General features: G+C 37.7%; 24 protein-coding genes. All 24 read left to right on the plus strand.

Annotation, left to right across the window (positions count from 1 at the left end; genetic code table 11):
- Window positions 1-2 precede the first annotated feature (2 nt).
- The 24 genes from rsmH to recD2 all read left to right on the plus strand — a co-directional run bounded on the left by rsmH (window position 3) and on the right by recD2 (window position 24453).
- The gene (rsmH, locus tag AC6UD8_RS02300) at window positions 3-947 is read left to right on the plus strand and encodes a 16S rRNA (cytosine(1402)-N(4))-methyltransferase RsmH (RefSeq protein WP_500699361.1); all 945 of its coding nucleotides are present in this window, start codon (window positions 3-5) and stop codon (window positions 945-947) included.
- 12 nt (window positions 948-959) lie between these two features.
- Window positions 960-1343 carry a cell division protein FtsL gene (locus AC6UD8_RS02305; protein WP_500693935.1) on the plus strand — a complete coding sequence of 128 codons (384 nt, stop codon included), beginning with the start codon at window positions 960-962 and terminating at the stop codon, window positions 1341-1343.
- Complete coding sequence (locus AC6UD8_RS02310) at window positions 1340-3481, plus strand: penicillin-binding transpeptidase domain-containing protein (RefSeq protein ID WP_500699363.1); 2142 nt, start codon at window positions 1340-1342, stop codon at window positions 3479-3481. The genes AC6UD8_RS02305 and AC6UD8_RS02310 overlap by 4 nt, the downstream gene beginning before the upstream one ends.
- A gap of 21 nt (window positions 3482-3502) precedes the next feature.
- Window positions 3503-4459, plus strand: a complete 957-nt coding sequence (mraY, locus tag AC6UD8_RS02315) for a phospho-N-acetylmuramoyl-pentapeptide-transferase (protein WP_500699365.1) — start codon at window positions 3503-3505, stop codon at window positions 4457-4459.
- A 24-nt stretch (window positions 4460-4483) separates the two neighbouring features.
- Window positions 4484-5860 (plus strand): UDP-N-acetylmuramoyl-L-alanine--D-glutamate ligase, encoded by a 1377-nt coding sequence (murD, locus tag AC6UD8_RS02320; RefSeq protein ID WP_500699367.1) that lies wholly within the window; start codon window positions 4484-4486, stop codon window positions 5858-5860.
- Window positions 5860-6972 (plus strand): undecaprenyldiphospho-muramoylpentapeptide beta-N-acetylglucosaminyltransferase, encoded by a 1113-nt coding sequence (gene murG / locus AC6UD8_RS02325; protein WP_500699369.1) that lies wholly within the window; start codon window positions 5860-5862, stop codon window positions 6970-6972. The genes murD and murG overlap by 1 nt, the downstream gene beginning before the upstream one ends.
- A 12-nt stretch (window positions 6973-6984) precedes the next feature.
- Window positions 6985-7800, plus strand: coding sequence for a cell division protein FtsQ/DivIB (locus AC6UD8_RS02330; protein WP_500699371.1), 816 nt, complete (start codon window positions 6985-6987; stop codon window positions 7798-7800).
- A gap of 99 nt (window positions 7801-7899) precedes the next feature.
- Entirely contained in the window at window positions 7900-9255 is a 1356-nt protein-coding gene (gene ftsA / locus AC6UD8_RS02335; protein WP_500699373.1) for a cell division protein FtsA, read from the plus strand.
- Between the two features lie 20 nt (window positions 9256-9275).
- Window positions 9276-10559 (plus strand): cell division protein FtsZ, encoded by a 1284-nt coding sequence (gene ftsZ / locus AC6UD8_RS02340; RefSeq protein ID WP_500699375.1) that lies wholly within the window; start codon window positions 9276-9278, stop codon window positions 10557-10559.
- 20 nt (window positions 10560-10579) lie between these two features.
- A complete protein-coding gene (locus tag AC6UD8_RS02345) occupies window positions 10580-10996 on the plus strand; it encodes a cell division protein SepF (RefSeq protein ID WP_500699377.1) in 417 nt (138 codons plus the stop codon).
- Window positions 10997-11001: 5 nt separating this feature from the next.
- Window positions 11002-11283, plus strand: coding sequence for a YggT family protein (locus AC6UD8_RS02350; RefSeq protein WP_500699379.1), 282 nt, complete (start codon window positions 11002-11004; stop codon window positions 11281-11283).
- A 1-nt stretch (window position 11284) separates the two neighbouring features.
- Window positions 11285-12076 carry a YlmH family RNA-binding protein gene (locus tag AC6UD8_RS02355; protein WP_500699381.1) on the plus strand — a complete coding sequence of 264 codons (792 nt, stop codon included), beginning with the start codon at window positions 11285-11287 and terminating at the stop codon, window positions 12074-12076.
- Between the two features lie 11 nt (window positions 12077-12087).
- On the plus strand, window positions 12088-12768 hold the full coding sequence (locus tag AC6UD8_RS02360) for a DivIVA domain-containing protein (RefSeq protein ID WP_500693925.1): 681 nt from the start codon (window positions 12088-12090) through the stop codon (window positions 12766-12768).
- A 209-nt stretch (window positions 12769-12977) separates the two neighbouring features.
- Entirely contained in the window at window positions 12978-15779 is a 2802-nt protein-coding gene (gene ileS, locus AC6UD8_RS02365) for an isoleucine--tRNA ligase (RefSeq protein ID WP_500699383.1), read from the plus strand.
- Between the two features lie 50 nt (window positions 15780-15829).
- Window positions 15830-16033: a cold-shock protein gene (locus tag AC6UD8_RS02370; RefSeq protein ID WP_500693923.1), complete on the plus strand. Its 204-nt coding sequence runs from the start codon at window positions 15830-15832 to the stop codon at window positions 16031-16033.
- 54 nt (window positions 16034-16087) lie between these two features.
- A complete protein-coding gene (locus tag AC6UD8_RS02375; RefSeq protein WP_500693922.1) occupies window positions 16088-16633 on the plus strand; it encodes an NUDIX hydrolase in 546 nt (181 codons plus the stop codon).
- A gap of 11 nt (window positions 16634-16644) precedes the next feature.
- Window positions 16645-17013: a hypothetical protein gene (locus AC6UD8_RS02380; RefSeq protein ID WP_500699385.1), complete on the plus strand. Its 369-nt coding sequence runs from the start codon at window positions 16645-16647 to the stop codon at window positions 17011-17013.
- A gap of 19 nt (window positions 17014-17032) precedes the next feature.
- A complete protein-coding gene (locus AC6UD8_RS02385) occupies window positions 17033-17734 on the plus strand; it encodes a 5'-methylthioadenosine/adenosylhomocysteine nucleosidase (protein WP_500699387.1) in 702 nt (233 codons plus the stop codon).
- Window positions 17735-17747: 13 nt separating this feature from the next.
- A complete protein-coding gene (locus AC6UD8_RS02390) occupies window positions 17748-18908 on the plus strand; it encodes a cysteine desulfurase family protein (protein WP_500699389.1) in 1161 nt (386 codons plus the stop codon).
- Window positions 18908-19252 (plus strand): DUF1831 domain-containing protein, encoded by a 345-nt coding sequence (locus AC6UD8_RS02395; RefSeq protein ID WP_500693918.1) that lies wholly within the window; start codon window positions 18908-18910, stop codon window positions 19250-19252. The genes AC6UD8_RS02390 and AC6UD8_RS02395 overlap by 1 nt, the downstream gene beginning before the upstream one ends.
- A 108-nt stretch (window positions 19253-19360) precedes the next feature.
- Window positions 19361-20485, plus strand: a complete 1125-nt coding sequence (gene mnmA, locus AC6UD8_RS02400) for a tRNA 2-thiouridine(34) synthase MnmA (protein ID WP_500693917.1) — start codon at window positions 19361-19363, stop codon at window positions 20483-20485.
- A 99-nt stretch (window positions 20486-20584) separates the two neighbouring features.
- Window positions 20585-21241 carry a histidine phosphatase family protein gene (locus AC6UD8_RS02405; RefSeq protein ID WP_500699391.1) on the plus strand — a complete coding sequence of 219 codons (657 nt, stop codon included), beginning with the start codon at window positions 20585-20587 and terminating at the stop codon, window positions 21239-21241.
- Window positions 21242-21254: 13 nt separating this feature from the next.
- Window positions 21255-21986 carry a tetratricopeptide repeat protein gene (locus AC6UD8_RS02410; protein ID WP_500693915.1) on the plus strand — a complete coding sequence of 244 codons (732 nt, stop codon included), beginning with the start codon at window positions 21255-21257 and terminating at the stop codon, window positions 21984-21986.
- 10 nt (window positions 21987-21996) lie between these two features.
- Window positions 21997-24453, plus strand: a complete 2457-nt coding sequence (gene recD2, locus AC6UD8_RS02415; protein WP_500699394.1) for an SF1B family DNA helicase RecD2 — start codon at window positions 21997-21999, stop codon at window positions 24451-24453.
- The last annotated feature ends 44 nt before the right edge of the window (window positions 24454-24497 follow it).

Raw genomic sequence — 24497 nt, forward strand, 5'->3', positions numbered from 1 at the left:
TAATGTCTACGTTTAAACATCAAACGGTTTTATTAAATGAGGCTATTCGTGGTCTGGATGTTAAGCCCAATGGAATCTATGTTGATTGTACTCTTGGAGGTGGAGGCCATAGTTCTAAGATCTTGTCGGAACTAAAAAAGGGTCATTTATACGCTTTTGATCAAGATCAAGTTGCTATTGATTATAATCAAGCCCATTTAGAAAAGTTCTTAAAAGATAATGAAATTACTTTTATTCATGATAATTTTAGAAATTTTAAACGTGATTTGAAACGTTATGATGTCGTTGGAATTGATGGGGTTGTCTATGATTTAGGAGTTTCTTCACCACAATTGGATGATGCCAAGCGGGGTTTTAGTTATCAAAAGGATGCTCGTCTTGATATGCGGATGGATCAAAGAAATGATCTAGATGCTTGGGAAGTTATTAATCACTGGTCGTATGAAAAGTTAGTGAAAATTTTTTATCGTTATGGTGAGGAAAAATTTTCTAAGCAAATTGCTCGTAGTATTGAAAAAAATAGAGCTTATCATCCAATTGATACTACAAGTCAGTTAGCTGAAATCATTAAGGATGCCATTCCAGCTCCAGCACGAAGACATGGTGGTAACCCAGCTAAGCGCGTTTTTCAAGCCGTACGAATTGCCGTTAATGATGAGTTAGGCGCTTTAGAAGATTCACTTGAGCAGGCGTTAGACATGTTAAATGTTCATGGTCGGATTAGTGTAATCACATTTCAATCGCTTGAAGATCGTTTGGTAAAGGGGATTTTTAAAGAAAAAACCACCATTCAAGATTTACCCCATGATTTACCGGTCATACCGGATTCAATGCAACCAAAGTTTAAAATGGTCCAAAGAAAACCAATTTTACCCAGTGCTGATGAACTTAGTCAAAATCATCGATCGCACAGTGCCAAACTCAGAATCATTGAGAAAATTAAATAGGAGGTGGGAACTTTGGCACAAAATGGTCTAGCAAAAAAAGAATATTCAAATGGAAACGCGTATGAAACATATCGAAGAAATCAGATCAATTCAAAGCGAGTTACTACTCCCCAAAGAGAACATAAGTTCAGTCCTAAGCTGGAAATTACAATTTTAGTAGTTGGATGTGCGATGATATTCTTAATGTCGGTCGCATTGGTTTGGACAAGAATTTCACTTTCAGGGGCCGAGCAAACGTTGCAAGATACTGAGAGTCGATCAACAAGAATACATAATACCAATACCGGACTTAAGCAACAGATTGATGAACTTCAAAGTAGTTCACGTTTAGATAAGGTTGCTAAAGGATCGGGATTAAAACTTTCAAATGATCAAATAAGGAACGTCACAAAATGAATAAAAAACAAGAGCAGATAAAAAATCGGAAAAATGCGATTGCTAATCGAAAAAAATTTGGGATGTATTTTCGGATTTTAGTAATTGTAGTTTTCCTGTTGATTTTCGGCTTTTTTTTTAAAAAAGCAATTTTCAAAAGTGCGAATCACGTTAATTTGGCACAGCAAACAAAGAGTTTGTATGCCCAAACTAACGTGATTAAGTCTAAACGTGGAACCATCTATGATAATAATAACCAAGCGTTGGCTGAGGATACCAGTACTTACTCGATTTATGCTATTTTAAACAAGTCGCAAAAGACTAAAGATGATAAACCAGATTACGTGACTAATCCTGAAAAAACCGCTCGGATCCTTTCTGAAAACTTGCCGATTAGTTACAAAGAGGCCCTTAAGATCCTTAAACCAAAGAAACAAGCCTTTCAGGTTGAATTTGGAAATCCGGGAAAAAACATTTCTTTAGTTGATAAACAAAAAATTGTTTCTCATCATTTGCCCGGCATCAAATTTGTTCAACAACAGAGTCGATTATATCCAAATGGGGTCTTTGCATCTCACATTGTTGGGTTGGCTTCTCCAGTTACCAATAACAAGACTAAGGAAACAAACTTAGTGGGACAAATGGGCCTTGAAAAGTCATTTAATAAAGTTCTGAATGGGAAAAATGGGTATGAAGAAGTAAGACATGATAATTATGGTTACGAAGTACCTGATGATAATAAAAAAGAACGACCAGTGGTTAACGGGAATAGTGTTCATACCACAATTGATTCTCGATTAGAATTTCTACTTGAAAACCAGATGAGTGAGGTACAATCACAGGTTCATCCAAAGAGTATGAATGCCATGCTGATTGATGCTAAGACTGGGAAAGTTTTAGCCGCTGCTCAACGACCAACTTTCAATGCTACAACTGGCAAGGGATTAGGTGGAATTTGGCGGAATACATTAACCCAAGATGCTTTTGAGCCAGGTTCAACCATGAAGATTTTTACGCTAGCCGCTTCAATTGATAGTGGTAATTTCCATGGAAATGAGCGCTATCTATCAGGTAAATATGATATTGATGGTAAGATTGTGCCAGATTGGCTACCAACAGGATGGGGAATGATCACTTATAATAAGGGATTTGCCTTGTCTAGTAACGTTGCCATGGCACATTTGGAACAACAGATGGGGCCAAATACTTGGAAAGATTACATTAATCGATTCCAGTTTCTGAAGAATACTAATTCAGTTTTTGGTGATGATGATTCGGGGAATATGCAATTTAAGTTACCAATTGAACAGGCTAATACTGCCTTTGGTCAAGGTATTCAAGTAACTGCCTTGCAGATGGTGCAAGCTATGACTTCAGTTGCTAATAACGGCAAAATGATCAAGCCAAGGTTTGTTGATGATATAACCAATGATCACAATAAGGTGGTTAAGAATTATAAGGAAGAAACGTTGGGACATCCCATTAAACCCTCAACTGCTAAAGCTGTTCGAAAGCATATGGAAGATGTTGTTTATAAGCCATATGGGATCGGTCAAGATTACAAGATTCCTGGATATCGAGTAGCTGCAAAGACTGGTACTGCTCAGGTAAGTAATGGATCTGGCGGTTATGAGAATGGTGACGATAGTTACTTGTATTCGGTTGCTGGAATGGTACCTTCTTCAAACCCAAGATACATTATGTACGTAAGTATGAAACAACCCACTTTAAATGGTGGAAAGACCGCTACCCAATTGATGGCGCAAATCTTCAATCCAGTTATGCAGCGGGCATTAACCCAAAATACAGCTGATGATGCGCAAGTTCCAGATGTCGTTAGTCAAAAGACTGATGTGGCTAAAGAGCAACTTAGTAAAAGTCATCTGGAGCCAATCGTGATTGGTGATGGTGACACGGTTACTAAGCAAAGTCCAACGGCGATCGGTGCTGGTTCAGGAGATAATCACGTTATTTTGATCACTAGTGGAGTATTAAAGATGCCTAGTCTTAAAGGTTGGAGCGAAAAAGACGTTCAAATGCTTAGTGATCAATTGGGTATAAAATTAAATACCAGCGGTAAAGGAAAAGTAGAAAGTCAGAGTATCAATGTAGGTCAAAGAATTACCCCCAAAACTACGTTGACAGTTAAATTAAAATAAATTTTGAGAGGATGAAAAGTGATGGATTGGTTAATTCCACTAATTGGAGGATTTATTATTACACTGGGACTAACGCCAGTATTAATAAGTTATTTTAGATCAAAGCATGAAGGTCAGATGATCAGGGAGGAAGGTCCCAGCTGGCATGAAAGTAAGAGTGGAACGCCCACAATGGGAGGATTAGGTTTCATAATTGCAATCGTTATTACGTGCTTGATCTATGGATTAGTAGTTAGCCAATTGAAGTCAACGCTGCTCATTTTAATCTTTGTTCTTGTGTTTTATGGACTAATTGGGATGTGGGATGACTCAATTAAACTGTTTAAGCGTCAAAATGAAGGATTTAAAGCTTGGCAAAAGTTCTTGCTTCAAGTCATTGGAGCGTTGGTGTTTGCTTGGGTTTACTATGCTGATGGATTTCCAATGTCAATTCGCTTTTTTAACCTCGGCGAGATCCCATTAGGCTATTTCTATGTTTTGTTTATCATTTTTTGGCTAGCAGGCTTTTCTAACGCCGTTAACCTCACGGATGGGTTGGATGGATTGGTAAGTGGACTATCAATTATAGCCTTTGGAGCGTATGCCGTTGTCGCTCATTTTCAACACCAGTTTGAAGTTGAAATGTTTTGCATGGCAGTTGCGGGTGCGCTTATCGCGTTTCTGCTTTTTAATCACAAGCCTGCTAAAATCTTTATGGGTGACATGGGTTCTCTAGCACTAGGTGGCGCTTTAGCTGCCGTTTCAATTTTGCTTCATCATGAACTTTCGTTATTATGGGTTGGATTGGTATTCGTTGTTGAAACTGCCAGTGTCATCTTACAAGTTACATCATTTAAACTAACTGGAAAAAGAATCTTTAAGATGACCCCCATTCACCATACTTTTGAGATGATGGGATGGAGTGAATGGAAGATTGATATTGTCTTTTGGCTAGTAGGTTTGTTTACTGCAATCACTGGCGTTATTACAATGATTTAATTTTTAGGGAGCTTAATTTTAATTATGAAAAACGTGGACAATTATAAAGATAAAAATATTTTAGTTTTTGGGGCTGGAATGAGTGGAACCAATGCTGCTAAACTATTGGTTAAGTTGGGAGCAAATGTCACTTTAACCGATGCAAAGCCAGCTGATCAAATTAAAGAATACGATGAATTAAAAGCGGATGGTGTAAGAGTAGTAGCAGGTGAATCACCTCTTTCCCTATTAGATGGAATTGATCTGATGGTCAAGAATCCTGGCATTCCATACGATAATGATTTGGTTAAGGCTGCTCAAGATAAAAACATTCCGATCATTGTGGAATTGGAACTTGCAGCAGAAATCTCAGATGCTCCAATTGTGGGAGTCACTGGTAGTAATGGGAAAACTACCACTACCACTATGATCACTAAAATGTTGCAAGCGGGTAAAAAAGATGGAAGGGCCCTAGATGGAGGAAATATTGGAATTCCCGCCACTAAAGTGGCTCAAGAAGTTAATAAGAACGATGTCTTAGTATTAGAGATTTCGAGTTTTATGTTACTGGGGACTCCAAAAATTCACCCGCATATTGCTGTCATCACTAATATTTTTTCCAACCATTTGGATTACCACAAAACACGTGAAAATTATGTAAATGCTAAGATGCAGATTACTAAAAACCAAACCAAAGATGATTTTCTTATCATGAATTTTGATAGTGCTGAATGGCGAGAATTAAGCAAGCGTAGTCAAGCTCAAATCGTTCCATTTTCACTCACTGATAAGTACAAAAATGGAGCCTACGTTTCTGAGGGCGATATTTACTTTAAAGATGAATTTATCATGCATGAAAAGGACATTCGGGTTCCGGGTGAACAAAACGTTCAAAATGCCTTAGCCGCAATTGCGGTAGCTAAACTGTATAAGATCTCTACTGAAGCGATTGTTTCAGTATTAAAGAATTTTGGTGGAGTTAGACATCGTGTTCAATATGTTTTAACTGCTGACGATCGCGAGTTTTATAACGATTCTAAGGCAACCGACATTGAGGCCACCCAAATGGCTTTAAGAGGATTTGATGAACCGATCGTTTTGTTAGCAGGTGGATTAGACCGTGGCTATACCTTTGATAAACTGGTTCCTGATTTTAAATCTAATTTAGCTGGAATTGTTTTGTTTGGTGAGACCGCCGACTTGTTAGAAGATGCTGCCAAAAAAGCTGGTGTTCCACAAATTAAAAAAGTTAAAGACCTTGATGAAGCCGTACCGGAAGCGATTAAAATGAGTAAACCAGGAGATATCATATTGTTGTCACCGGCTAATGCAAGTTGGGACCAATTTGCCACTTATCGTGATCGTGGGGATGAATTCATCAAAGACGTTGAGAAGCTAACTGGGAAAAAGGAGACTAAATAATGAGAATGATTGTATCTGGGGGAGGAACTGGTGGACATATCTATCCGGCGCTTGCCCTAATTGACGCGTTAAAAGCTCAAAAGCCTCATTCAGAGGTTTTGTACGTTGGGTCCGATCGCGGATTGGAAGGTAAAATTGTTCCAGAAAAGGGAATTAAATTTGATGCCTTAAAAATTCAAGGATTCAAACGGAAGTTGTTTAGTCTGTATAACTTTAAAACGATCTGGTTGTTTTTAAAAAGTGTCCAAGAATCAAAAAAAATCATTAAAAAGTTTAAACCAGATGTTGTGGTCGGAACCGGCGGGTATGTTTGTGGAGCCGTGGTATATGCTGCAGCTAAGTTAGGAATTCCTACCGTTATTCATGAGCAAAATAGTGTTGTTGGTCTCACTAATCGTTTTTTGAGTCGTTATGTAGATGAAATTGCCATTGCTTTTGACGATGCCCGAAAACAGTTTCCCGAAAATAAAGTTGTTTTCACTGGCAATCCACGGGCACAGCAGGTTGCTAATATGAAAAGCGACTTTAAGTGGAGTGAGTTTGGTTTAAAAGATGATGTTCCGACGGTTTTGATATTTGGTGGAAGTCAGGGTGCACTAAAGATTAATTCATCAGCGGTAGAAGCGATCCCTGAATTTGACCGACGAAAATACCAAGTTGTTTTTGTTACCGGCCAGAAGCGATATCAAGGGGTTAAAAATGATTTAAAAAACGTTAAAATTAACAATAATATTGACGTTTTACCTTATATTTCAAATATGCCAGCGGTTCTGCCTAAAGTTGATTTAATTGTTGGACGTGCTGGTGCCACTAGTATTGCAGAAATAACTGCCATTGGAATTCCGGCCATTTTAATTCCAAGTCCCTATGTTACGGCGGATCATCAAACTAAGAACGCAATGAGTCTCGTAAAAAATAATGCCGCTATGATTTTGACTGAAAAAGATTTGAATGGGCAATCTTTAGTGACAAAAGTCGATTCTTTAATGCATAACACCGAATTAAGAAAGCAAATGGCTACTAACTCATATGACATGGGAGTTCGTGATGCTGCTGATAAACTTTTAGGCGTTTGTGATCAGGCAATTGAGAAGCATCATAAAAAAGCTTAACGGGTGATCTTAATGAAAACTAGCGATAATGATTCCAATTCATCAGGTCGGTTGGAAAAGTACCAGGAGAGAAAACAAAGGAAGAATAGTCGATATCGAGTCGGACACAAAATTCCTGGGATTAGAAAGCAACAGCGCAAGCAATTAATTAGAGGTTTTTTGCCGATCCTATTATTGTTTATAGTAGTAGCTTTAGTTTCGCTCTATTTGGTACTGCCATACAGTCGGGTTTCATCGATTAACATTCGAACTAATCATCAACTCAAGGGCGAAAACATTAAAGATCAGATTCCATTTCAAGTCGGGGATTCGCTGATAATGGTAAAGAGAAACAAAGCTAAAGCCCAAAGTTATGTGTTAGCTCATAATGCGCAGGTTAAACACGTTGATTTTTCTTTTAAAAAGCATAATCAATTAATGGTGAAGGTAGATGGATATTCGAATCCGGAGTACATTTTTAAAGCCGGAAAGTATTATCCCGTCTACCCATCAGGTCATATCTCCGATGAAGCAGTGAAAATTAATGATCCTAGCGATGTCTGCATTGTTTCTGGATTTAAACAGGGCAATGAAATTAGGAATGTGTTAAGACAATATAAAAAAATTAGTCCATCAATTAGGAATCAGATTAAAGAGTTAAAAAATGCTAATACTAAAAGTAATCCGGAGCGAGTTCAGATTTTGATGAAAGATGGAAATGAGATTTACGTCAAAATCAGTACCATGGCAAATAAAATGGCTTACTATCCTGCAATTGCTAAGGACCTAAAACAAAAGAGCGTGGTTAACATGGAGGTGGGGGCATACTCCTATCCTTTGGGGAAATGAGAGCTCTTTATTAACGTTCATCATGTGTGTTAAAATTAAGTGAGATTATGGTATATTGGATCATCTTTTTCAATAGACCCTATATGGAGGTTCCAGATAATGAACGATTCAAATATGTACATTGGTTTAGATATTGGAACTACTTCGATTAAAGTGATTGTAGCTGAGAAGGCTAACGGTCAAATGAATGTAATCGGAGTTGGTAATGAAAAATCAACTGGTGTTAGTCGTGGAGTTATTGTTGATATTGATAAGGCGTCAAATGCTATTGAACGAGCTGTTAGTCAGGCTGAGGAAAAGGCAAGTGTCAAAATTAGCAATGTAATTGTGGGCATCCCGGCTGATCAGATTAAAATTGATAAATGTTCTGGGATGATTGAGCTCCCCGACCAGTCTGAGGAAATCACAAACGATGATGTTGTGGATGTGTCTGAGTCTGCTATTGACACCAACCTTCCACCTGAACGTGAAGTGATCGATCTAACTCCAGATGAATTCATGGTGGACGGCTTTGACGGTATCCAAGATCCACGGGGCATGGTTGGAAATCGTCTGAAAATGAATGGCCGAATGATTAGTGGGCCTAAGACTATTATTCATAATATTAAAAAAGCCGTTACTAATGCTGGCTTGAATATTGAGGCATTGGTTGTCGATCCCCAGGCTGAAGGAAAATATATTTTAAGTGAATCAGAGCAAGAGTTTGGAACAATATTGATTGACCTAGGTGGAGGACAATCAACGGTTGCGGTTATTCATGACTTTGAACTCAAGTACGCCAATGTTGATCTTGAGGGTGGACAATACATAACTAAAGATATTTCTTCAGTATTAAACACTTCTGCCGCTAACGCTGAAAAGTTGAAGCGTGGATATGGATATGCTGATGTTGATCAAGCTAGTGAAGATAATGAGTTTCCAGTCGAAGTTGTTGGCCAAGGACAACCAGTTAATGTAAGTGAGAAATTATTAGCTGAAATTATCGAAGCACGAATCGATCAAATCTTTGGTAGACTCAAAGATGATCTTGATGGAGTTGAGGCATTAAGTCTTCCTGGTGGGATTGTGCTAACCGGTGGAGTAGCTTCTATGCCAGGGATTGCTGAATTAGCCGCTAATACCTTTGGTGTTAATGTCAGGGTTTATATTCCCGACCAAATTGGTTTAAGACATCCCTCACTATCGTTAGCATTATCATTAGTTAATTATGGTGGTAATTTAAGTCAAATTGAACGGTTAGTACGTTCAGCATTTGACCATGGTGAATTCGCCTATAATGACAACGGAAATGCCAGAGAAGTTGAACCTCAATCTAAACCAAGCGTATCTGGATCCATTCCCTTTAAGCAAAAACGTCAGAATAAAACTGAAAAACAAAAACGTGAAAAGAAACCAAAGAGTGATAAGAATTTAGGCGAAAAATTAAGTGGCATTGTACACCACTTTTTCGAGTAACGCGGGGGTATTGATAAAATATGGACTATTCAATGGATGCAAATAAAAATAATGGTGCAACAATTAAGGTCATTGGAGTTGGTGGCGGTGGTGGAAACGCCGTTAATCGAATGATCGAAGAGGGCGTTAAAGGAGTCGAATTTATTGCTGCCAATACTGACTTACAAGCTTTAGGAAGTTCTAAAGCAGAAACTAAGATTAATCTTGGACCCAAACTCACCAAAGGATTAGGAGCTGGATCAAACCCAGAAGTTGGATCAAAAGCAGCTGAAGAAAGTGAAGAAGCCATTACTGATGCCTTACACGATGCTGACATGGTGTTTGTTACGTCAGGAATGGGCGGAGGAACTGGAACTGGTGCAGCTCCGATTGTTGCCAAAATTGCTAAAGATGCTGGTGCGTTGACAGTTGGAGTTGTGACTCGTCCCTTCGTTTTTGAGGGACCAAAACGTGATCATAACGCTACTGAAGGAATTGAAGCCCTTAAGCAAAACGTTGATACTTTAGTGGTGGTTTCAAATAATCGTTTACTAGATATGGTGGATAAAAAGACTCCAATGATGGAAGCCTTTAAGGATGCCGATGATGTCTTACGTCAGGGAGTTCAAGGAATCACTGATTTAATTACTAGTCCCGGGGTTGTTAATCTGGATTTTGCTGATGTAACAAGTGTAATGCAGAATCAAGGATCCGCTCTTATGGGAGTGGGTGCAGCAACCGGTGAAAACCGAACTGAAGAAGCAACTAAAAAGGCCATTAATTCACCATTATTGGAAGTTTCAATCGACGGAGCTCAACAAGTTTTGCTGAATGTAACTGCTGGACCAGAGTTATCACTTGCTGAGGCACAAGATGCAGCTAATATCGTGTCTGATGCAACGTCAAATGATGTTAACATCTTCTTTGGAACTTCGATCGATGAAAACATGGGGGATGAAGTTAAAGTTTCAGTAGTTGCTACTGGAATTCAGACTGGGGATCCAGACCGTTCTGCTAGCCCAGCACTAACTAGGAAGAATCGTTCGAGTACCTTTGCTAGTCCCAAGACTGATAATGCTACTAAAGATAATTCAGCTGATTCTAGTAATGATGATCCGCTTCACAACTGGGACATTAGTGATAACCAAAACGAAGTTAGAAATGCTGATTCATCAGATAATGACAAGTTTTCGAACGTGGAAAAGCAAAACTTTGAACCATTTGAAACTGAAAATAATTCTGATTCAAATAATAATGATAGTGGAAACGACAATGATGATGTCCCTCCATTCTTCAGATATCGGAACCGAAATAATAAGCAATAGTATTCGGAGAGGAGCTAGTAATGTCATATAATTTTAAGCGTTTTTTTGGTCTCGATGATAATAACGAGACTTATGAAGACGACTACTCAAGCCAAAATAATGTTGATAGCGTTCGATCTGTAAAAAATAATCCGCGTAAAGTCGTATCAATGAGTAAAAGTGATATTTCTAATAGTAAAATTGCTGTTATGGAACCCCGAATTTATGCTGACGCAAAAAGTATTGCCAGTAAATTAATTGGTGGGAATGCTGTAATTGTTAAAATGGACGGGGTTAGTAATGAGTCCGTCAAAAGAATCGTTGATTTTTTAAATGGGACTATTTATGCTATTGATGGAAAAATAAGACGAATTGATGAGAAAATTTTTCTCTGTGCTCCTAATAATTTTGATATTGATGGCGCAATGGACGAAAAGTTCAATAGTCGGTTAGGATGATTTAGTTGATTACAGTAATTAATTGGATTGCACAGATTATTAATTATGCAATTCAGATCTATATGTTGGCAATCGTAATCGATGCTTTACTGACATGGTTTCCAGGTGCTTCACAGTCTCGATTTGGTCAGTTTTTGGGTCGGATTGTGAATCCTTTTTTAGAGTACTTTAATTTTGCTCACATTGGGATGTTAGGATTTGGGCCAATATTGGCCTTAGTTGTACTTCAACTTTTACAGTTTGGTGTAACCTACATTGGAAATATTATCATAAGTTTGGTCGCATAAAATGGGTGTTGAAAAGAATATTGAACAACATTTTAGAAAATCCGAATTACCGTTCCTTCAAACTGCAAGTGATTGGATTGATAGTGCGAATTCTGAGTATCGGCCAGTTCTTACTAGTTTTCTCAACTCAAGGGAGTGCTATTTACTTCAGACTTTGGTAAATCGTTATCCTAGTTTGAAGCTGTTGACGTTTGGTGGATATCAAAATGCTGAGATGAAACGAGGTCTGATTTATCCAGACTATTTTGTGCCGAAGTTTGATGATTATGAATTATCACTAATTGAGATTCAATATCCTGAAAAATTTGCGTCTATCCATCACAATCAAGTTCTTGGAAGTTTGATGGGAAGTGGAATTGAACGCAAAGTTCTCGGCGATATTTTGACCGACGGAGAACGTTGGCAATTTATTTGTGAGAATGAAATGGCTAAGTATTTGATAAGATCAGTTGATCGTATTGGTAAAGTAAAGGTTGATTTAAGCCAAATTAATTTTAGTCAAATTGTTCAGCAAAAAGATGACTGGATAGTAGATTTTGTTACTTTACCATCATTTCGTTTGGACGTTGTTATTTCGATTGGTTTTCATATCTCTAGAAGTATGGCTAAAGGTTTAATTGAACACGAAAAGGTTCGTTTAAATTGGTTTGAGTTTACTAAACCAAATTATGAAATTAAAGTTTCTGATATGATTTCTGTCAGAGGATACGGTAGAATAAAGGTAGTGGGATACAATGGCCACTCGAAAAAGGGAAAATTAAAAGCTGAGTTAAACGTAATAAAAAATAAATGAGGAGGGATATTATGACGCTAACGGCTCAAGATATTCATGATAAAAAGTTTTCACTAAAAATGAGAGGATACAGCATTGATGAAGTCAATGACTTTTTAGATCAACTCACTAAAGATTACCAAATTCTGCAAGATGAGAATGAGGAGCTTAAAAGATCATTAAAGAAAACCAAAAAAGACCTCACTTACTATGATGACCTAAAGAATTCTTTAAACCAATCGATTTTAGTTGCCCAAGAAGCAGCTGATAAGGTTAAAAAGGATGCAGAAAGTGATGCAAATGAAATCAAACAAAAGGCTCAAGAACAAGCCGATTCTATTTTAACTGAAGCTACTGCCCAATCAAATGAAATCATGGGTAACACTTCGAAACAGGCTCAAAGTCTTTCGATTGCGACTGATGATTTTAGAAATAGTGTGAAGGATTTCCGTCAAAAGATGATTGGAATGCTTAAAAGTCAGTTAGACTTTGCCCAGAGTGAAGATTGGAATAAATTACTCGATTCAAGTAATTTTAGCAATTATGATGAGATTCAAGATGCTGTGAAGAATCTTGACAAGCAGGCTATTGGCAGTGTAAACTCATCTAGTAATGATTCTTCAAAGGGTGATCAATTTGTTGTGGAGTCGGTTTCAGGACCATACACGGATCCGACAGTTGAAATTTATCCCAATGATAAGCTACATAAATAATGATAGATTGAAGATAGAAAGTTGCTAATGGTCTTTTCAGCGAATTAGGGTTGGTGTGAGCCTAAAAAAGTAATTATTAGCAAAAGATCACTTCGTTAATAGTCTATGATGCAATGAGAAAATTAACGGTTGTTAATTTTGAATTTGGGTGGTACCACGAAGACTTCGTCCCTATTAGGGCGAAGTCTTTTTATTTTGAGGAGGATACTATGAGAATTAAGGATACGCTAAACTTGGGTAAAACTAAGTTTAAAATGAGAGGAAATCTTCCCGTTAAAGAGGTTGAACGGGAAAAAGTATGGGAAGATAATCAACTTTATCAACAACGGCAAAAACTGAATGAAGGCAAACCATCGTTTGTATTACACGATGGACCTCCGTATGCTAACGGTGATATCCATATGGGACACGCCATGAATAAAATCACCAAAGACATTATTGTTCGATTTAAATCCATGAATGGATACCGTGCTCCTTATGTTCCGGGATGGGATACTCATGGACTACCAATTGAACAGCAACTTAAAAAGAAGGGCTATAATCGCAAAGAGATGTCTACGAATGATTTTCGTAAACTTTGTCACGATTATGCCTTAAAACAAGTTGACCGCCAACGTGATGAATTCAAACGTTTAGGTGTTTCAGCGGACTGGGATAATCCATACCTTACTTTAATGCCCGAATATGAAGCGGCTGAAGTACGTGTTTTTGGTAAAATGGCTGATCGGGGCTTGATTTATAAGGGACTTAAGCCGGTAATTTGGTCTTGGTCATCGGAATCCGCACTAGCGGAAGCAGAAGTTGAGTATCATGATGTGACTTCTCCGTCGGCATTTTTTGCTGAAAAAGTGATTGATGGAAATGGAATTTTAGATGACGATACTTATATGGTTGTCTGGACTACGACGCCATGGACGATTCCTGGTTCTGAGGGAATTACCGTTGAACCCGACTTTAACTATTCGATTATTCAACACGATGATGACCCGAAAAAATATGTTATTGGAACCGATTTACTTGATAAAGACGCAGAAATGTTCGGCTGGGAAAATATTAAAACCTTAAAGACGGTCAAAGGGAAGGATCTAAACAACATTAAAGCCCAACATCCGTTTGACAAAAATCGTCAATTGGTTGTAATGAACGGTGATTTTGTTACTAATGACTCCGGAACTGGGTTAGTTCACACCGCTCCTGGATTTGGTGAGGACGACTATAACATTGGGATGCAGTACGGCTTGGATGTATTTGCACCTGTGAATGCAAAGGGATATCTCACTAAAGAAGCCGGTCCTGATTTTGAAGGTGTCTTTTATGAAGATGCTAACCAAATTGCTTTGGATAAGTTAAAGGAACAGGGACAGTTAATTCATTACATGCCTTATAAACATAGTTATCCCTTTGACTGGCGAACCAAAAAGCCGGTAATTTATCGTGCTACCCCGCAGTGGTTTGCCTCAGTTGATAAGATTAGAAAAGAAATCTTGGATGCCATCGATACGGTTGGATTTAACCCTGATTGGGGACAAAAGCGACTCTATAACATGATTCGTGATCGTGGTGACTGGGTCATTTCCAGACAGCGAGTTTGGGGAGTTCCACTACCAATTTTCTATGGTGAAGATGGAGAACCAATCATTACTGATGAGACGATTGAACACGTTGCTAGTTTGTTTGGTAAATATGGCTCCGATATTTGGTTTGAAAGGGAGGCCAAGGATCTTTTACCAGAAGGATTTACTAGTGAACATTCACCGAATGGTAAGTTTACCAAAGAAAATGACATTATGGATGTTTGGTTTGATTCGGGTACTTCTCATCAGGGTGTTTTGGCAGAACGACCTGAATTGACGTACCCATCTGATCTCGTTGTTGAAGGATCCGATCAGTATCGTGGTTGGTTTAACTCTAGTTTGATTACAAGTGTTGCGTATGCTGACATTGCACCTTACAAACATGTTTTATCACAAGGATTTACTCTGGATAAGAAAGGTCACAAAATGAGTAAATCACTTGGAAATACGATCGCTCCAAGTGATGTTATCAAGCAAATGGGAGCTGATATTGTTCGTTTGTGGGTTACCACTGTTGATACTTCAGCTGACGTGCGGGTATCAATGGGTAACTTTAAGGTCGTTTCTGATAGTTATAAAAAGATCAGGAATACAATTCGGTATATGTTAGCTAATACAAGTGATTTTGATTCTGAATCAGATTCGGTTAAGTATGAAGACATGAACCCTGCTGATCAGTACATGATGCTTCGCTTGAATCAATTAATTCAAAACGTTAAAGATGCCTACAACAAGTACGATTTTATGAGTATTAACAAGGAGTTACTGTCATTTATTACTAGTGATTTGTCGGCTTTCTACTTGGATTTTGCAAAAGATATTTTGTACATTGATCCCAAGAATGGTCACAGACGCCGTTCAATGCAAACGGTTTTATACGAGGTCCTAGTTGCTTTAACGAAATTAATGACTCCAATCATCCCCCACACGACCGAGGAAATTTGGAATTTCTTAAATGAACCAGAAGAATTTGTTCAGTTGGCTGAAATGCCAGAAGTTAAGCACTTTGACAATGAAGATGAAATTAGTCATCAGTGGGATCAATTTATGAAGTTGAGAAAGAACGTGTTGAAAGCCATGGAACTGGCTCGAGATGGTAAAGTCATTGGTAAACCGTCTGAAGCTAAATTGACTTTGTATGTTGATGATGCAACTAAGAAGCTGTTTAACGATTTAGGTGTGGATATTGCTCAAATCTTGATGGTTTCTCAATTAGAGGTTAAATCAATTGATGAAGTTGACTCGGATGCGGATCGATTTGATGATAATTTAGCAATTAAAGTAGAGCATGCCAAAGGTGAGACCTGTGTTCGTTGTCGTCTCATTAAGCAGGATGTTGGTTCTGACCAAGATTACCCAGAGTTCTGTGGTCGTTGTGCTAAGATTGTTAAAGAAGAGTTTCCAGAAACAGCAACAGACGGATTTGAAGAAAAGTAATGGAATCGGGATTTGATCCCGATTTTTTATTAACAAAGGGGTAAAACGAAATGAAAGGTACGATTAAAAGTTACGAAAGGGATAAGGGATTTGGGTACATTGAGGTTCCTAATTCTGATGACATTTTCATGCATATTACTGGAATTATTTCTGGAAATCCAAAGCAAATTAAGCCTGGTGATCAAGTTGATTTTGTAAAAGCCATGGGACAACACGGTTTCCAGGCTGCTAAGGTGGTTTTACATCAAGATTAAAGCAATTGCATTGGGGTTATATTATGGTTAAACTATTTTTGGAAGGTGATTATTATGGATTTTGAAGAAAAAGTAATTAGTAGTAAACCGGTTTATAATGGACCAATTGCTCAAGTAGAAGAACAGCAAGTTAAGCTTCCAAATGGACAGCTGGCCTCTAGAGAGATTATTCACCACTGTAAATCAGTAGCAATGCTTGCAATCACCTCAGACAATAAAATGATTTTAGAGAAACAATGGCGCGCCCCAGCAAAACAAGTGATGATTGAAATCCCTGCAGGTAAATTGGATGATCGCGACAATGATTCACCGATTCATGCCGTTAAAAGGGAATTAAATGAAGAAGTTCGATATAACGCTAAGGAAATTAAAGAGCTTTATTCATTTTATCCATCAGTTGGAATTTCTGATGAGTATATGTATTTGTACTTAGTGGAGGGATTAACCCCAGTGAAGACAAAGTTACCTAGAGATCCTGGTGAATTTTTAGAAATTAATGAGTATACGCTAGATGAAGCCAAACAAATGATGAAAAGTGGCAAAATCATTGATGCTAAGACAATTATGGCAATCCAATACTGGGAACTGATGCAGAAATAGGCGGTCAATATATGGTAGTTAATGATAGGGAAAAAGATCGGTCTGAAATGACTAGATCTGAGTATCAGCGCATGTATGGTGATAGCGGGAGAAGAGATCCCCGTACTCGTTATGATAATGAATCAGAAAATCAAGAGACTCGGCATGCCCGTTTGAAAAAGCGAAGCTGGTTTGACCGATTGTTTCATCGTGCTAATAAGGGTCAATCCGATGAATCTTCGGGGAATTATTATACTGATCAACCGAACTCATATGAAAGAGAAAGACAAGATGCTTCTGAGTACAAACGTAAACGACTCGGAAGAAGATTGAATGTCGTTATATTATTATTATTGTTATTAATTGTGCTCGTGCTAGCAATTATGAGATTCGTTGGATAATTTAGGAGAATTTGGGAAAATGAAAACATTTGGAATTATTTGTGCAATGGATGAAGAAATTAAATCTTTAAAATTAGCATTAAAAAATGAGAGAGAAAAAGATATTAATGGCATCAAGTTTTATGAAGGGACCATCGATGGTCAAAAAGTTGTCTTAGTAAAATCTGGGATTGGCAAAGTTGAAGCAGGAATTACAGCGGCTCTTTTACTTGAGAATTTTGATGTTGATGTAATCATTCATTCTGGATCAGCAGCTGGCATTGGGGAAGGACTGAGCGTTGGGGACTTAGTAATCTCTACTCAAACTGCTTATCATGACGTTGATGCTACTGCTGCAGGATATGAATACGGTCAATTACCCGGTCAGCCAGCTCGATTTGACGCTTCTAACACTTGGATTAATAAAATTACCGATGCTTCAAAAGATACCGGAATTAACCCTAAAAGAGGTTTGATTGTTACCGGAGATCAATTCATTGCTGGACAAAAAATGATCGATGAAATTCTGAAAAACTTTCCAGACGCCTTATCGGCTGAGATGGAAGGCGCCGCAGTAGGACAAGTTGCCCACCAGTTTAATATTCCGTACGTCGTTATTAGAGCGATGTCAGATGTTGGTGATGAAAACGCTAATCAGAGTTTTGACGAGTTTGTTGTTGACGCGGGAAAACGTTCGGCACAGATGCTATTATATTTATTTAAGAATACTAAAGAAGCTTAGAGGGATGATTTAATTGGGTGAGATCTATTTAGATAACGCCGCAACCACACCAGTCTCCAGCGAAGTGCTGGATGATATGTATGATAAGTTTAAAAACAATTTTGGAAATGCTTCAACTCTATATCAGCTTGGGAGACAATCCAAAGAAATTTTGGAAGATAGTCGACATGTGATTGCTAAAAGTATTAATGCGGACGATAACGAAATCGTATTTACAAGTGGTGGAACCGAAAGTGATAACACGGCAGTAATTAGAACCGCTGAGGCTCGAAAGAGTTTTGGTAATCACATTATTACAACTTCGATTGAACACGAAGCAATTTTAAAACCAATGAAATATTTAGAAGATCATGGATTTAGAGTTACTTATTTGCCGGTTGACAAGCAAGGTAATATTTCTTTAACTGATCTGAAGAATGCGCTTGATGATGACACGATTTTGGTTTCAATCATGATGGGAAATAATGAAGTGGGTAGTAAGAATCCGATTCATGAAATTGGGGAACTACTTAAAGATCATCAGGCTTGGTTTCATACTGATGCTGTGCAAGCTTATGGTTTACTTGATATTGATGTCAAAAGGGATCATATTGATTTACTATCTACATCGGCTCATAAGTTAAATGGTCCAAAAATGATTGGTTTTTTGTATCGACGAAATGGAATTAATTTTACCAGTTATATTATGGGTGGCGATCAGGAAGACAAACGACGTGCCGGAACCGAAAATATTCCCCAAATATCAGGATTTGCGACGGCCGTTAGAAAACTTCCTAGTGAAAAGAAAAAGCAACGAAGAGAAGATTTTAGGCGATTTAAGCGCGAAGTGGTTGATGGATTAACTAATAACGGGATTGACATCGACGTAAACGGATCGATGAGTGATAATACCCTGCCACACGTCTTAAACATTTGGATCAAGGGAATTTCTACCTATGTTATGCAGACTAATTTGGATTTAGCTGGGATTGCCGTGTCGGGTGGATCAGCATGTACCGCTGGTAGTTTAGAACCTTCTCATGTTTTAACTGCAATGTTTGGAAAAGATAGTCCTAGACTTTCAGAATCCATTCGAGTTAGTTTTGGGGCATATACCACTGATGAAGACATTCAAAAATTAGTTACTGAGATTACGGCGATTGTTCATCGCTTGAAGAAGGGAAACAAGAAGTAATGGCATTTTCAAAGGTAGTCCAGTTAAAGGGTGGAACTGACAAATATGAGTTAAACCCAGAAATCAAACAATACACTTTACTTGACCTTGGTTTTAACACCACTAAAAGTGGTAATTTTTCCTATAAGAAATCCATTGACCCAGAGTCTCCATTCAATAAAAGGGCGATCAAGCTTAAGATTACAATTAATTCTGATATGAGTGAATTTAAGATGGCAGTCGTTGATGGTAATGAAATGAATGATGTGGATATCTTTTCTAATGATAATCATCAAGAAGAACGTGATCAGTTTAATTTCATTATGCAGAATATGATTTTAAGAAAAGTATTTCAAAAAGTGTAGAAGAGTGAAAAGTTGCAGGAATGTTAGTTAGTAGAGTATGATAGTAAATACTGGAATTGCGACCTTCAAATCGTAGATTTTCAGAATCTAAAGAATGATGGTGATGTTATGCAAGATAACAGTAAAACACGTGTTGTTGTTGGTATGAGTGGTGGTGTTGACTCTTCAGTTGCCGCCTACCTCTTAAAACAACAGGGATACGATGTGGTTGGAGTCTTCATGAAGAACTGGGATGACACCGATGCTGATGGTGTTTGTACCGCTACTGAAGACTACAAGGACGTTGCTCATGTTGCTAACGAAATCGGCATCCCATATTATTCTGTTAACTTTGAACATGAGTATTGGGACCGAGTCTTCAAGTATTTCTTAGCGGAATACAAACGCGGACGTACTCCTAATCCTGATGTAATTTGTAATACTGAGATTAAGTACAAAGCTTTTCTCGAGTATGCAATGGATCTTGGTGCCGATTATATTGCAATGGGGCATTATGCTCAGTTGAAACGTGATAAAGAGGGACACAACCACTTATTACGTTCTACAGATCTTAATAAAGATCAAACTTACTTTTTAAGTCAACTTTCAGCGGATCAACTGGATCGAGTAATGTTTCCAGTTGGTGGGATGACTAAACCTGAGGTTAGAAAAATTGCTAAAGAAGCTAACCTTTGGGTAGCCGACAAAAAGGATTCAATGGGAGTTTGTTTCATTGGTCCAAACAACTTTAATAATTTTCTTAGCAAATATCTTCCTGCTAAACCAGGTAAAATGATGACCTTTGATGGTGAAGTTAAGGGTCATCATAATGGGCTGATGTATTATACAATTGGTCAGAGGAAAGGTCTCGGTATTGGTGGAGATGGTTATGATAATCGACCTTGGTTTGTTGTTGGTAAGGATCTTTCTAAGAATATTCTGTACGTTGGAAAGGGTTATGACAATGAACATTTATATGCTGATTATTTAACTGCTTCTGGTCTTTCTTGGATTGATTCCAATACGCGAGGAAATGATTTTCACTGCACGGCTAAGTTTAGGTATCGTCAAAAGGATACTGGGGTTACCGTTCATATTGATGACGATAATAATCATGTTAAGGTAACTTTTGATGAACCAGTTCGGTCAATTACTCCCGGACAGGCAGTGGTTTTTTATGACGGTCAAGAATGTTTAGGAACCGCTACGATTGATGCCGCGTTTAAAAATGATCATGAACTACAATATGTATAATATTTAAACAAAGTTCGACTCGTTTTGAGTCGGACTTTTTTGATAATTTAATTCTAAACTGGCATAATAAAGCTATATCAATGTGTGTGAGGGATTTAAATGAGACTTTATTTTGTGAGACATGGGAAGACCGAATGGAATCTTGAAAGTAGGTATCAAGGTGCCGGAGGTGATTCACCGCTTCTTGACGAAAGTTACCATGAAATGGATCAAGCGGGTAAATTTCTTTCGGGTGTTCAATTTGCACATATTTATGCAAGCCCTATCAAAAGAGCACGAATTACCGCTTTCCATATTCAAAAATGGTTAAAATCTCCAGTCTCCATTTCACTGGACAGTCGCTTGGAAGAGTTTCATCTCGGTAAGATGGAAGGAATGAAATTTACTGATGTGCAAAAGAAATTCCCAGAAGAATTTGATGCCTTTCGTAACCATCCAGATCAATATCGTCCTGAAGCAATTGGTGGGGAGGATTTCCCTGCATTAATTAAACGAATGCAAAGTAAAATTGGTGAAATTACGCAAAATTACAATAGTAACGATAATATTTTAATTGTTAGTCATGGAGCAGCTCTAAATGCTTTGATTAATTCATTATTAGGGGTCCCACTAAAAGACTTACGTAAGCGTGGTGGATTGGCTAATACAAGTACTACCGTTATTGAAACTAGTAATCATGGAAAAACGTATCGATTGGTGGATTGGAATAACACCAGTTATTTAGACAGGAAAGTTGAAAAATCAGATTTAGTGTAATAGGAGGATGGCTATGACAGATAATGGACGAGAAAATAAACCAACGGAAGATCCCCGTCAAAAGCAAGCGGAAGAAACACTTCATAAGTTAGTAAAAGATATTGATGATCACCCCAAGGACTACCGAACTTACTATGATTTAAGTGTGTTTTTAGTTGAGCTTAAAAGTTATACCCAGGCTGAAGAGTTATTAATGAAGGCTTTGGGTTTATTTGGCGATTCAAATAAAAAAGCAAAAAGCACGCTGTTATATGGTTTAGGTAACGTATATTATTCTGCTGGTGAATATGAAAAAGCCATTCAACAGTTTCAGCAGGTGAATGATCCTGAGTTAAAAAAAGACGCTTACGTGATGTTGGCTCAAAGTTATATGGGGAAAAAGGACTATAAGAGAGCTTTAGTGTTTTTATTAACGGCTCAAGAATTAGCAAAGCAAGATTCTGAAATTAATCGAATGATGGGGGAGTGCCTAATGGCACTTGGTGATTTCGATCAAGCAGCTGATTTTTACGATCGAGTTCTAAAAAGTAATCCAAATGATGGGAAAGCTAATTTCGATCGGGGATTAATTGCGATGGTGATTGGTGAACCATTTGATGATTATTTCAAGAAAGCCGAAAAGTACGATAAGAAAAATTTTGATGCCAAACAAAGTCAGATAAAAGACATTGAAAAAGTCGTTCAATTAAATAAACAAAAAAATGAGCACCCTGATGACTCGAAACCAAATGATTCCAAAAAATAGGAGAAAATAATTGTCTGAATCCATGGATTTATTTCAAACGAACGAAAAATTGAATAATTCATCTCAAAACGAGCAACCATTTGTGAAGGGACAAGTTCAGACAACTTTTTTTGAAAGTTCAGATAGTTTCTACAAAGTTTTGCTGGTAAAGGTTAATGAAACCAATGTAGATTGGCATGAAGATGAAATTGTTATCACTGGTAACTTTGCGGATATTAGTGATGATGTCACCTATCGTTTTATTGGGAAGTTGGTTGACCATCCTAAGTATGGAAAGCAATTTCAAGCTGAAAATTACGAGCGGGTTGGTCAAACTTCCAAAAAGGGTTTGGTTAATTATTTATCAAGTGATGAATTTACTGGTATCGGGCCGAAGACTGCCGAAAAAGTTGTTAGCAAATTGGGAACGAATTTAATTGAGAAGGTTTTAGAAAACCCGGCGGTTTTAAATTCAGTTGGATTAACCAAGAAGCAAAAGGATGTAATTACAAAAGCAATTCACGAAAATAATGGGGTTGAACAAACCATCGTTGGGCTGAATAGTTATGGCTTCGGCAGTAGCTTAGCTTCTGCCATCTTTAAAAAGTATAAAGAGCAGGCTTTAGAAGTCATTAAGAATAATCCTTACCAACTCGTTGAAGATATTTCTGGAATTAGCTTTAAGCGTGCTGATCGAATTGCGAATAAGGTTGGAGTAGATTACAACGATAAAGGACGGTTGCGTGCCGGATTACTGACAGCTCTTGACTCTTTATCCATTAAAAGTGGTAATACGTATTCTGACACTAGAGAATTGATGCAAGAAAGCACTCGAATTCTTGAAACCGATCGAACGCAGAGTATTGACGATAAGAAGTTAGGTGAAGAATTATATGATTTAGCTAAAGACCAAAAAATTGTCGTTGATGAAGATAAAATTTATTTAAAAAATCTATACGATGACGAGATACGCATTGCTGAAAACATCAAGCGAATTGAGCAGGGTGGCAAAAAGGGGGAGGATCAACCTAATGATTTTTCTAAGATAATTGGCAAAGTTGAGAGTGAGGTCGGAATTGAGTATGACGACTCTCAGAAAAAAGCCATTAATGAAGCAATGATAAACCCTGCATTTTTGCTTACTGGTGGTCCTGGAACTGGGAAAACGACTATTATCAACGGAATTGTTAGAACGTTTGCCAAAGCTAATGATTTATCTTTAGATATTAATGACTATAAAGAACAAGCATATCCGGTATTATTAGCAGCTCCTACTGGGCGAGCTGCCAAGAAAATGAGTGAGTCAACTAAAATTCCTGCCAGTACCATTCATCGCTTGCTAGGTCTTACTGGTCATGGCGATGAAGAAGCTGCCAATGATTTGGAGGGTGGTTTGTTAATCGTTGATGAAATGTCGATGGTGGATACAGACTTATTTAAAATTTTATGCCAGGCGGTTCCAAACGGTATGAAGGTGATCTTTGTTGGTGATAAAGATCAGTTACCGTCGGTTGGTCCCGGTCAGGTTTTTTATGATTTACTCCGTTCTCACACAATTCCTAGCGTGGAATTAAACCAAATTCACCGTCAAAATGACGGATCAACCATTGTAGAATTAGCCCATGATATCAAGAATGGTGAGATGCCCAAAACACTTTTAAAAAACCAAAGGGATCGTAGCTTTATTAATTGTAATACCCAACAAGTTGATTCGGTAATTAAGCAGATTGTTAATAAGGCCAAAACGAAAGGATTTAGTTCTACAGATGTACAAGTACTGGCTCCAATGTATCGTGGAACTGCAGGGATTGATCGTTTAAACGTTGAGATTCAAAACATTATGAATCCTAAAACGGCTGACTCTCAGAAAGAAGTTGACTTTAGGGGAACCACTTATCGAATTGGCGATAAGGTTCTTCAACTTGTAAATGTCCCTGAGAATAACATTTTTAACGGTGATATTGGTAAAGTCGTTGGAATTGAAGTTAATAGCGATAATAAGCATTATCTAGATAAACTGGTCATTGCGTTTGATCAAAATGAGGTTACCTATACTCGAAATGACTGGAATCAGTTAACACTTGCCTACTGTACCTCGATTCATAAAGCTCAGGGTAGTGAGTTCGAAATGGTTATCTTACCGATTGTTCCTCAGTATAAGAGGATGCTTAAAAGGAATTTATTGTATACTGCAGTTACTAGAGCTTCGAAAATGTTGATTATGATTGGAGATCCAAATTCATTTGAAGAATGTATTGAAAATGAATCGGTTAATCGGAAAACGACTTTGAAGCAACGGTTACAATACGTGATTGACGAAGAGTTTACTCCAAAGGTAATTGGAAATTCAAAAAAGGGTAGACCGACTTTTAAAAAGAAAACTCCCTCAGATTTTATTTTATCGGAGGATCAGATTATTGAAAATACAATTGATCCCATGATTGGGATGCAGGGAATTACCCCTCAAAATTTTAATAATGATAAATGAATTAAATTCGATTATAATGTAGGTAGTAATTAGTTGGTTATGAG

It is taken from the genome of Fructilactobacillus sp. X1R3C1 (assembly GCF_059901545.1).

Excerpts from the sequence above, each read along its gene's own strand:
- murD (WP_500699367.1), top strand. The coding sequence starts at position 4,484 with ATGAAAAACGTGGACAATTATAAAGATAAAAATATTTTAGTTTTTGGG.
- ftsA (WP_500699373.1), top strand. The coding sequence starts at position 7,900 with ATGAACGATTCAAATATGTACATTGGTTTAGATATTGGAACTACTTCG.
- ftsZ (WP_500699375.1), top strand. The coding sequence starts at position 9,276 with ATGGACTATTCAATGGATGCAAATAAAAATAATGGTGCAACAATTAAG.
- ileS (WP_500699383.1), top strand. The coding sequence starts at position 12,978 with ATGAGAATTAAGGATACGCTAAACTTGGGTAAAACTAAGTTTAAAATG.
- mnmA (WP_500693917.1), top strand. The coding sequence starts at position 19,361 with ATGCAAGATAACAGTAAAACACGTGTTGTTGTTGGTATGAGTGGTGGT.
- AC6UD8_RS02395 (WP_500693918.1), top strand. The coding sequence starts at position 18,908 with ATGGCATTTTCAAAGGTAGTCCAGTTAAAGGGTGGAACTGACAAATAT.
- AC6UD8_RS02310 (WP_500699363.1), top strand. The coding sequence starts at position 1,340 with ATGAATAAAAAACAAGAGCAGATAAAAAATCGGAAAAATGCGATTGCT.
- AC6UD8_RS02330 (WP_500699371.1), top strand. The coding sequence starts at position 6,985 with ATGAAAACTAGCGATAATGATTCCAATTCATCAGGTCGGTTGGAAAAG.
- AC6UD8_RS02360 (WP_500693925.1), top strand. The coding sequence starts at position 12,088 with ATGACGCTAACGGCTCAAGATATTCATGATAAAAAGTTTTCACTAAAA.
- AC6UD8_RS02405 (WP_500699391.1), top strand. The coding sequence starts at position 20,585 with ATGAGACTTTATTTTGTGAGACATGGGAAGACCGAATGGAATCTTGAA.
- mraY (WP_500699365.1), top strand. The coding sequence starts at position 3,503 with ATGGATTGGTTAATTCCACTAATTGGAGGATTTATTATTACACTGGGA.
- AC6UD8_RS02380 (WP_500699385.1), top strand. The coding sequence starts at position 16,645 with ATGGTAGTTAATGATAGGGAAAAAGATCGGTCTGAAATGACTAGATCT.
- AC6UD8_RS02355 (WP_500699381.1), top strand. The coding sequence starts at position 11,285 with ATGGGTGTTGAAAAGAATATTGAACAACATTTTAGAAAATCCGAATTA.
- AC6UD8_RS02385 (WP_500699387.1), top strand. The coding sequence starts at position 17,033 with ATGAAAACATTTGGAATTATTTGTGCAATGGATGAAGAAATTAAATCT.
- AC6UD8_RS02345 (WP_500699377.1), top strand. The coding sequence starts at position 10,580 with ATGTCATATAATTTTAAGCGTTTTTTTGGTCTCGATGATAATAACGAG.
- murG (WP_500699369.1), top strand. The coding sequence starts at position 5,860 with ATGAGAATGATTGTATCTGGGGGAGGAACTGGTGGACATATCTATCCG.
- AC6UD8_RS02375 (WP_500693922.1), top strand. The coding sequence starts at position 16,088 with ATGGATTTTGAAGAAAAAGTAATTAGTAGTAAACCGGTTTATAATGGA.
- AC6UD8_RS02410 (WP_500693915.1), top strand. The coding sequence starts at position 21,255 with ATGACAGATAATGGACGAGAAAATAAACCAACGGAAGATCCCCGTCAA.
- rsmH (WP_500699361.1), top strand. The coding sequence starts at position 3 with ATGTCTACGTTTAAACATCAAACGGTTTTATTAAATGAGGCTATTCGT.
- AC6UD8_RS02370 (WP_500693923.1), top strand. The coding sequence starts at position 15,830 with ATGAAAGGTACGATTAAAAGTTACGAAAGGGATAAGGGATTTGGGTAC.